Annotated in this window: 5 protein-coding genes; all 5 read right to left on the bottom strand. The window is 49.6% G+C overall.

The window, feature by feature from the left end:
* Positions 1 to 11: 11 nt before the first annotated feature.
* Positions 12 to 6,107 (bottom strand): hypothetical protein, encoded by a 6,096-nt coding sequence (locus Q8M98_02285; protein ID MDP3113583.1) that lies wholly within the window; start codon positions 6,105 to 6,107, stop codon positions 12 to 14.
* Between the two features lie 6 nt (positions 6,108 to 6,113).
* Positions 6,114 to 6,890 (bottom strand): type III pantothenate kinase, encoded by a 777-nt coding sequence (locus Q8M98_02290; GenBank protein MDP3113584.1) that lies wholly within the window; start codon positions 6,888 to 6,890, stop codon positions 6,114 to 6,116.
* Positions 6,891 to 7,039: 149 nt separating this feature from the next.
* Positions 7,040 to 7,924: a GTPase Era gene (gene era / locus Q8M98_02295; protein ID MDP3113585.1), complete on the bottom strand. Its 885-nt coding sequence runs from the start codon at positions 7,922 to 7,924 to the stop codon at positions 7,040 to 7,042.
* A gap of 66 nt (positions 7,925 to 7,990) precedes the next feature.
* A complete protein-coding gene (rocD, locus tag Q8M98_02300; GenBank protein ID MDP3113586.1) occupies positions 7,991 to 9,232 on the bottom strand; it encodes an ornithine--oxo-acid transaminase in 1,242 nt (413 codons plus the stop codon).
* Between the two features lie 700 nt (positions 9,233 to 9,932).
* Positions 9,933 to 10,233: T9SS type A sorting domain-containing protein (locus Q8M98_02305; protein ID MDP3113587.1), on the bottom strand; the 301-nt coding region annotated here is incomplete at its 5' end.

The following is a 10,233-nucleotide window of genomic DNA, read 5'->3' on the forward strand; positions in this document are numbered from 1 at the left end:
ACCGGTAATATCTACAGATTTATCTCCACCCAGACCCCCAAGCGAAAGATACGGACACCGTCATCGCGTTTGCGGTCGTTGGTGATCTCATAGCTGCCGGTCAAGCCCCCACGGATATTTTGATCAAACTGATAGGTGGCGCCCGGAGTGAATGCAAGACGCGAACTGTCGCGGTCGATCTGAGATGAATCACGACCGAAAGTTTCGTCGAAGTTGTTTTCATAGACGAATGCCAGGCTCGAGGTCAGTTCGTTGCGGATGTGGATTTTCTTTTGGGTGAAAGGTACAGTGAACCCGCGTCCGGCACGGAAGGAATAGGAAACATTACCGTTTAGGGCGCGAGTGTCGGTGGTCTTGATAATCTCGTAGGTTTCCATGTCCGTGGTGTTCTCGGCTTTCGTCATGGTGTAGCTCAGATTTGTGTTTACTACCTTCATGATGCTGCCGGTGAAGCCGATCAGGGGATTGAAGGACATGCCCACCATCTCTTGCTTGGGTTTGATCCAATCGATATCACCGTTTGAGCGCACGGTGTATTGAAATCCCGTGTTTAATCTTGAGCCAGAGAGATACTTTCCGAGCCCAAACCACTCTTCCACGCCCATCAACGAAAGGGTCAAGTCCGGAAAAGTGGTCGCCACGGTCTGGTTGCTGGCGTTGGAATAGCGCTTGTTTATAGTGTAGGAATAGTTTAGCACGCTGTCCAGTTTGCGGGAAAACATCAAACCGCTGGAAAGGGTCAGAGTATTGTCATCCCCAGTGGAATCGAGAAATCCGTGTGGTACCGAATGTGGTAAGCCGATCTGGAAAGCGAAGGGAGGACGTTCATCCTTGCGCGTATAGTTCATTGTATAAGTGTTTTGATAGGATGCGGTAACGTTTTTTATCTTGGACAGATATCCGATCATCGTGGCGGGCAGGAAGCTCACTCCTTTGGGTGGTGTGTAAGGCTTTCCAGGCTCAGCGGGAGGGGCTTGCATATCTGCATCCCTATTCTCCGGGTATCCCATGCCAGGATCGCCTGAGCGCTCATCCGCCTTGGGGTCGGATGGATCGTTCGTTTTTGATTCTTCGGCTTTATTCTGTTCTTCCCGTTTGCGTTCTTCCTCGCGCTTTAAATCTTCCTCAGTTTTCTTATCTGTATCGCTTTTTTTCTGATCTTCAGTGCTGCTCTGGGCAGATTTGGCTTCCTTGCGGCTGTTGTGTCGGTTAGCGAGGTTTTCTGCCCATGAACCCAAAAGATTTGAATTCATCAGAGTCAGGTTTGTGCGGAGGGTGCGATTGCTGCTTCCGTCACTTTGGTATCGCTCGATCTGACCATCGGGTGTGTTTTCAAAATACTTACGCTGATTTTCGGCAAAGCGGGTGGTGCCCGAAGCTGTGAAATTGAAGTAGCGGCGCAAGTAATTGGGATTGAAGTTTAGCCCCAGATCTTGTGTATAATCCGCCAGCTTGCCAACGTTCACTTTCTGAATGAGCACTTCCTGAATGAGGTCTCGCTTGCTGTTCAGACGTATGGTGGCAGCGATATCTGAGGTCAGCCCCCAGTTGATATTGGTATCGGTATTGAGGATAAAAGTGGGTATGACCTGTGCTCGGGGACGCCAGCTATAGACATTGTCGCGCAATTCCCAGTTCCAGCTTTTGGGATCGGTTTTGTTCAGGGTGAAGCTGTTGTTCCATGTCGTGGGGAAAAATCCCAAACGATAATTCTTGAATAACTTTAAGCTCACCTTATCGCTGGGGAAACCGATGTTGTAGTTATAGGTTCCTCTCCAGGTAAATGTCGTGTCCACTGCAGTGGGGGTGTGCCGGAAGGAGTTTTCTATCCTGCCGCTGAGGGAGCTGCGATAGATGGAATATAGCAGAATCTTATTCTTGGGAGCGGTGCGTTGGCTGAATCCAAATTCTGCCGCGTAGAGTAGCGACTCAGAGCGTTCGCGTTCCTTTTCCGCCGGATCGGTGATGTTTTCTCTCAAAAGATCCGAATTGGCGCGATAGCGTGGGATACCCAAAGTATAGCTACGCGTAAGAGTTACTGGAATGTCCAGAGACCAGGTTTGGGGAAAGAACTTGTTCAGGAAATACTTGTTGCTGATATTGAAAGTGGTGCTGCGCGTGAAGGTGTTGGAGCGTCCCCGCTGGATTACCGGGTTGAAGTTTTCGCTCTTCTCTTCAAAATCGATGCTCAGCGTGCTGAGATCGGCAAATACGGAACTTAGCGAGATACGGTTGGCTATGCCGATGTCTTCATAGGGCTCCGCCACCCTCAGGTCATTGTAATAGAGTGTCCCGCTGAAAGCCATGGGAGATTGTGTGTCATCCGGATTGAGCACTCCGAGATAGACGTCCCGCACGTTGGTAAGTGTGGGTGTTCCACGAAAGCCGTAGGTGGTGGTTCCAATCGTGATCTCGCCATGCGTGGCGGTGGGGTCGTTTTGCTTGAGCGCGGTGACTTGTTGCAGGTCATAAGTAAATTCCATCCATCTATTTTTATCCATTTTCAACATATAGGGATTCACCGGCACGCGCTCGCGAATCTCGTAATAATGAAGGGAATCGGCTCCGATGCGAAAGACGATATTGATGGAATCCGGATAAATTGGGCTGATGTCGCTGGCTTCGGGATAGACCCAAAACTTGATCTTGCCATAGGATAGCAGGCTGAAGGAATCGATGCTTCTTTGCCTGAGCAGCACCTGATGCCCATAATGGAGATTCTGGATGTTTAACGTGAGCGCGGATTCGCTGGATTCCCGGCGATCCTCGATATAAACAGTGCCTTCCGGAGAAGTGTAATGGCTGCGGTTCTTCTGGTTGTTCACGATCCCGGAAATATAGCTGGTGTTATAGAAGTTCATGTCCGCCGGGGTGAGCCATAGGTTGTTTTTGTAGCGCACCAAAAAGTCCTGCCACTTGTTTCCGACCACGGAGACATCCGCGATCAAGACCTTGGCATTGACGTCCGTCTCTAACATGATCCTGCCAAAGGAGATTTTTTTAAGGTTGGCAAGCACTCCGGAGGTGGAATTATTGACGATCTGATACGCGTTGGGATCGGTGAGCGGAATGCGGTAAAGACGCCATCCATCGTGATTGATGTTTTCCAGATAGAGGGAATCGGTGAGCGATATCGTGTAGCTGAAATAGCGGTCGAGCTGATTCAACACGCCGTTGCCGTCCAGATCTTCGGTATCGAGCACACGGTTGCCCTCTGTGTTGTTGATATAAGGATAGTCGCCCAATTGATCCATCTCGTTGGAAGCTTTGTCATTGGGATCGTGACCAGGCTCGCCCCAGCGGATGCCGTCCAGACCTGTGTCTTCGTCCAGAATGAGCACACCGTCGCTGTTTTTGTCCTCATTGTTGAGAACGTTCAGCCCGCCATATTCGGTGTAAAAATCTTCGTTGATATCCCCCAGATCGATGCGTAGGATCGGATTGGGGATTGGCTCTCCGGTGCGCACATCTACTTTGAGCAGAATCTCCAGATACTTCTTTTGCGAAAAATCAAGCTGATTGCCGAGATATTTCATCACGCCGCCCCAGCTCCAGACGTTTGACCCCGGCATACCCATTGTGCTTGGAAAAACCTTGAGGGCGAGCACTGTGACGGTTTCTTTCTTCTCTCTTTCGGTGAGCGTGGAAGGATCTTCGATCTGTTCGCGGCGGACGTTTTTGGGATTGTACCAGATCGGTCGACCTTTTGCCAGAGAGGTTCCCCACGGTTTGCTGCCCATCGCCCATGCGGAAATCGTCACACCCATCGGATAGGAATCAACGATCGATTCCATGTCGTCGATATATGCCACTTTTTTCTTGCCGTTCGGATCGCCGTAGATACTTGGAATAGTATATGCAATTTCTCCGGATAAAGTGAAAGACGATTGCCCGGTGGCTTTGATGAAAGGCAAGGCGTCCAGCCAGCGGGTTACGAAAGCCGGCTTGACGGATAAATTGCCATCCACGTTGGTCATGATCATTTCGATGTTTTCGCTGCCGATGCGGGGGCGTTTGTCGGATACGTTTTCGGAGCGGTAGATGAAGGTTCCGCCCAGCTTGGCAAAATCCGTGATGTTCCAATCGGTTCTCACGCCCGCAAGGGTTTTGCGGGAAACATCAAACATACTGCGAAACTCATAATCGATCTCGATCTTGGCATCAGGGTCCTTGCCGGCAGGCGTGAGGAAGGTGATTCTGCCAAAATCGTAATCCACCAGATAGTCCACGTTTTCTTTCTGAATATTGCCGTTGACGCGCACCTGGACGCTGCCCTTGAGGATTCCTCCCTGAGCCAGATCAACTGCATCGCGTCCGATCTTGCCCTTGACCAACATAAAGAAGCTCATGTCCAGATAGTTCACGCTTTCCTGTTCGTATTGATAGACGACCACGTCTCCCAGGGGGTAAAAGGGTTCTATATATGGTATGGACACCATCCCGCTGCTCAGATTCACGGTGGAATCGTCTCCGTTGACCAATCCATCACCATTGCTGTCCATCCGCAGATAATCATCATAGGTGATGATCCCTCCCACGGCAAGGCTATCCGGAATCAGATAATTGCGCGTGCGATCGACGTTTTCCGTATAGATCTGGAGGCTGAAACCATCGTTGCGGATATTGGTCTTGTTCATTTTAAAGACGTTACGCATCTGATAGTTCCACACATTGTTTGGATCCTGGGGATCATACTCCTGATTGCGGCGCCGGATCACCTTGGCGTGCAAAACTCCGTCCTGGACATCGCTATTAAAGGGAACGGGTGTATCCAATCCATCGTTGAGAACATAGCGCACCGCCAGAGTGGTTCTCCGGTCCACCGGAACGTTTAACTGGATGATCCCCGCAGAGTAATCGGTAATGAAATCCGTGCCTTGGATCAGCTCATTGTAATATGGCACATAATAGTCAAACTGGCTGAAATAGATTGTGTCTCCGGGCACGGCGGTGACGTTGTTGTTGGCAATGGCATCATCGATGTAGAGCTTAACCGATCCATTTTTGGGCAGAAGCAGGGGCGCTGCGATCAACCATGCTCCACTCGGATTTGTCTTGATGGCATTGTTGATCCATCCGTTGGGAACGTTTGGACCCGCATCGGCGGGAGTATAAAGCGCGTAAAGTTCATAGGGATCATGCAGATAGTACATTGTGCGGGGGGCATAATCCTTGCTACGGAAGATGGTGGAATCCGCCTGGCTCTTACCGATATAGCTCTGCGTGTTTTTTTGCCCCTCTTCTTTACTGGCGATGGCGGTAATTTCCAGATCACCGTATTTAAACTTTGAAGTAACACCAAAGAGCCCCTGCGAACTGGTGGAATAGCTGATATATCGCGAGCCAGACAGGGAAAGAGCGATATTTCCGGCTTCGATGGACTTGATCACTTCGTCCTCAGTGCCGGTATATTTGATGTTCACGTTGTTCGGATCAAAGAGTTGCTGATCCTGTTTGCTGTTATATTTCATGTTCACGCCGATCTTATCGCCGATCGTGCCGGAGAGACGCAGATTGGTTTCCTGCTCCATTTTCAGATCGAAACGGCTGGAACCGACGGTATCATAGAGCGGCACTTTTTTGCGTTTGGTGCTGCCCGCTTCCAGAGTGAGCTTTTGGGTTCCGTCCAGATTGAGCCTGCCGGCAGAAGAGCCAAGCACTTTTTGCACCGCTCTGGGGATGGCGATAGACGGAAGATCGATGACGAACTCCTTGATCAGACCGGTAGTCGTAACTTGCGTCTGTTGAGCCTGCGTACGGATGTGTGTCCGCAGGGATTTGCGAAAAGCCTGTCTCTTCAAATTGTCGAAATAGCTGTCGAAACCAATGGTCACATCCGGATAGATGGATATATTGTCCACTTGAGTGGAAATCTTCACCTTGCGGTTTTCAAAATCGACGGTCTCTTTCTTTGTGGGGGCAAAGGATGGAATATAATATGGACGGCTTTTGTTTTGATTCAACCCTTTGTCATATTTGTAGATCAACACTTTGTTGTCGATCACGGGATTGTAGCCCAGGACATAGAGCTTGGGATAGAACGAGTTCGCAGCCAGGATCCCCAAAAGCAAAAGGCTAAGGCCGAAAACCAGCAGTCTTTTGGTCATAACCTGTTATTGCTCAAGCAAATGCATGAGCGCGAGATTCAGCCCGTCCAGGGTGAGGGTCTTGTCCACAATATCAATCGAGGACACCAAAGGTTTCAGCAGATCCGCTATCCCGCCGGTGATGATGGTGCTGATCTGTTTGTGGTCAAAATAGAGCAGTTTCAGCTTTTGGATAAAAGCCTCGAGCATGTAGGCATGTCCGCTGACGATACCTGAAAGCATCGAATCCCGGGTATTCAGCCCTAAAAGCGAAGTGGGCGCGGCAATCTCAATCTCAAAGAGCAGGGCTGCTTTCTCAAAGAGTTGGGAAGCGCCTGTTTTGAGACCAGGAGCGATCACACTGCCTTCGAAAACACCTTTGGCGCTCACGAGTTGGATCGTCGTGGCAGTGCCAAGATCGATCACGATGCAGTTGGTTTTATATTTCTTCCAGGCGCCGAATGCGTTTGCAACAAGGTCTGCGCCGATGAATGAAGGATCCTTCACCTTATATTTGATGCCGAGGGGGCTGAGAGCAGTAATCTCGGTCACTGCGGCATTGAAATACTTCGTTGCGAGATGTTGCCAGATGCGCGTGAGTTCCGGCACCACGCTTGCCATGGCGATGTGATTGATGTCCTGAAGCCGGATGTCTTTCAGCAGCGAGGAAAACAAGGCAAAATACTCATCCGCCGTGCGATTGCGCGAGCTGAAAAACCTGGCAAACCATATCATCTTGCCGCCCTGGTAGATGCCGCACACGATATTCGTGTTTCCGATGTCCAGCACCAGGACTCTTTTCATTGCTATACTATGAGACATAATCCCCACTCAGTGAAATATTTGGAAATATAAAAAACAATGAAAGGTGAGAATATTCCAAGCTTGGTAAAGCAGCCTTTCCTGTCAACAATTTTCCCTCAATCTCCGTTTTTAACCCAAAAATAATCTGCCTAATCGAAGCCAAGTTCCTTCAAAGCGCTGGTCTTTTTCCGCCAATTGGGATTGATCTTGATCCAAAGATGGATCTCCGTCTGCATATCTAAAAAGGCAGATAGCTGCTTTTCGGCATACTCTCTGATCTTTTTGAGATTGTCTCCGTTTTTGCCGATAATGATCGGTTTCTGGCTTTGCCGTTCAAGCCAGATCACGGCATCGATCACCACTTTTTCCGGCAATTCCCTGTAGCGTTCGATCAAAACCGCTGTGGCATAAGGTATCTCCTGTTCAAAGAGATTAAAAATCCCCTCTCGGATCACTTCCCGCGCAAAAAAACGCATCGGCAGATCCGATAGCTGATCCTCCGCGTAATAGGGTTCATGATAAGGAAGATAGGATTTGATCCGGTCAACGAGGATGGATACGTTTTCTCCGGTGGCGGCGGAGATGAAAAGAGTTTCATTGATGGATGCCGGCATTTGAGCTTGATAGTGTTCGCGATTGCAGTCCGGTCTCAGATCCAGCTTGTTGAATACCGAGATCTGCGGAGCTTTGACATATTTCAGATGGTTCAGCACCTCAAGATCATAATCCGTGGGAAAGGCTCCGATATCGGTGATGAAAATGACCAGATCGACGTCCCGAAAGGCATCCTTCCAGATATTGAGCATCTTGGTCTGCATCTCGTATCGCGGTTTCAGATAACCGGGGGTATCGATGAAGATGACCTGGCAATCTTCCTGGTTAAGGATGCCCTTGATCGCATAGCGGGTGGTTTGCGGTTTTGGGGAAGTGATCGATAGTTTCTCGCCCAAAATGCGGTTCATCAGAGTAGATTTACCGGTATTGGGCTTGCCGATGATGGCGACGAAACCAGAGCGAAAATCTGCTCTGCTCATCTAAAAAACACCGCCCCCGCGATGAGGAAAACAGATCCGATTACGAAGGCGGTGCAAGGCATAGATCTATAGAGCGGCAAAGACACCGGCGATGATATCGGCAGCTTCTTTGAGCTGTTCTTTGGTGATCACCAGAGGCGGTGCCAAACGGATGATATGACGATGTGTGGGCTTGCAGAGAAGTCCTTTTTCTTTCAACATCAGGCATACGTCCCAGGCTTCGTTTCCGTTCATTGGCTCCGTGATGATGGCGTTGAGCAGTCCCTTGCCGCGCACTAGCTTGAGCATCGGGTGGTTGATCTCACGCAGCAGACCGCGGAAATACTCGCCAAGTTCAAAAGCGCGTTCCGCCAGTTTTTCGTCTCTCACCACTTCCAGAGAGGCTTTGGCAACTGCACAGGCAAGCGGAAATCCGCCAAAAGTGGATCCATGTTGTCCCGGTTTGATGGTGAGCATGATCTCGCGATCTGCAAGCACTGCGGAAACGGGTAGCACACCTCCGGCAAGGGCTTTGCCGAGGATGAGGATGTCCGGACGCACGTTTTCATAGTCGCAGGCTATCAATTTGCCGGTGCGAGCGATGCCGGTCTGGATCTCATCTGCCACAAAAAGAACATTGTGCACTTTGCAGAGGTCAAAGCAGGATTTGAGGTATCCATCATCAGGAACCATCACTCCCGCTTCGCCTTGGATCGGTTCGACGATAAAAGCGGCGACGTTTTTGCCGTGTTTTTCCAGATAGGTCTTCAAAGCATCGGCGCTGTTGTATGCAACCTTGACGATGCCGGGAAGGAAGGGACCGAAACCTTCATAGCAATCGGGATCGGAGGATGCGGAAACCACCGCCATAGTTCTGCCATGGAAGTTGTTTTCACAGAAGACGATGATGGCGCTGTCTTTTTCAACGCCCTTGACGTTATATGCCCATTTGCGGGCAAGCTTGATCGCTGTTTCGACTCCCTCGGCGCCTGAATTCATCGCCAGCACCATATCATATCCGAAAAACTCGGTGATAAACTTCTCAAATTCGCCCAGCTTGTTGTTGAAAAAGGCTCTGGACGTGAGCGTGAGCACTTTTGCCTGATCGATCAGGGCATTGATGATGTGCGGATGGCAATGCCCTTGATTCACTGCTGAATAGGCAGACAGAAAATCGAAATATCTGTTTCCTTCCGGATCCCACAGATAGACGCCTTCGCCTTTGGCAAGAACGACCGGCAGCGGATGATAGTTATGCGCTCCGTACTTTTCTTCCAGTTCGATCGATTGTTTCGAACTGATGGTTCCATACTTCAGATTTGCGGACATGGTTTTCCTCCAGCTATTTTTTATATTGATTTCTTAGGAAGAGCCGATAAACCAAGCCATGGCTATATGTCAAGGAGAAACTTCCCAATGGTGTTTCCGCCCTTGAAGAGACTGTTCAAAAACCATCACCATTCTACGCTGCATTTTTAGGTTTCATCGAGAAATAGTGGTCTTTAGTATTGCCGGTTGTTGTTTTGCCGAAGCGCAGAGCTTGTCCTCGAAGCTATCGGGGATGCCAAACCAGAGCGCAGAATAACCCCTATCAATTAGCCTATAGAACACAGATGACGCGGATCGTTATGATCTTCATGATCGTTTAAATCTAAGCCGAAACAACTTGTTCACCTGCTCACCCGTTCACCTGTTCACGCTACATCTTCCCCCTTTGCATTACGGAATCAATACGGACTCATTACGGACTAAGTCCGTATTGACTCCGTAATGCTAAGGTGGTAGCGCATATTGCCGATGCTGCGGAGATACATGCAATGTATTAAGCTACAATGACATAAAGCGCCGGAGAGCAGTTGGAATAGAGCCCCTTCGTGTCGCCGACGGGGACGTCGGCGTTCCATGATTATGGATTTACCGACGTCCCCGTCGGTTCGACCTCTCACTCGAGGCAGTGATGAGCAGCGGTGGCAGTCGAGGCCTGCTGCTTTTACGATTTTATGTCTTATCAATACTGATGCTGTATTAATCACTTCACCAACAACATCTTATGCATTGATGACTTTCCGTTCGATTCGATGCGAGTGAAATAGACACCGGAGGATACCTTGTTTCCTGCTTGATCATCTCCATTCCAGATTAGCTGATGATTGCCGGATTGCTTGGGCTCATTCAGCAGAATCCTGACCAATTGTCCCTTGAGATTATAGATACTGAGCTTTACCGTCCCGCTTTCCGGGACACGGTAGCATATCGTGGTGGATGGATTGAAAGGATTGGGATAGTTGTATAACCTCAAGCCCGACAGGGATGGCGGAACCACCGGATCG

The organism is Candidatus Cloacimonadaceae bacterium, assembly GCA_030693415.1.
Lineage (GTDB): Bacteria > Cloacimonadota > Cloacimonadia > Cloacimonadales > Cloacimonadaceae > JAUYAR01.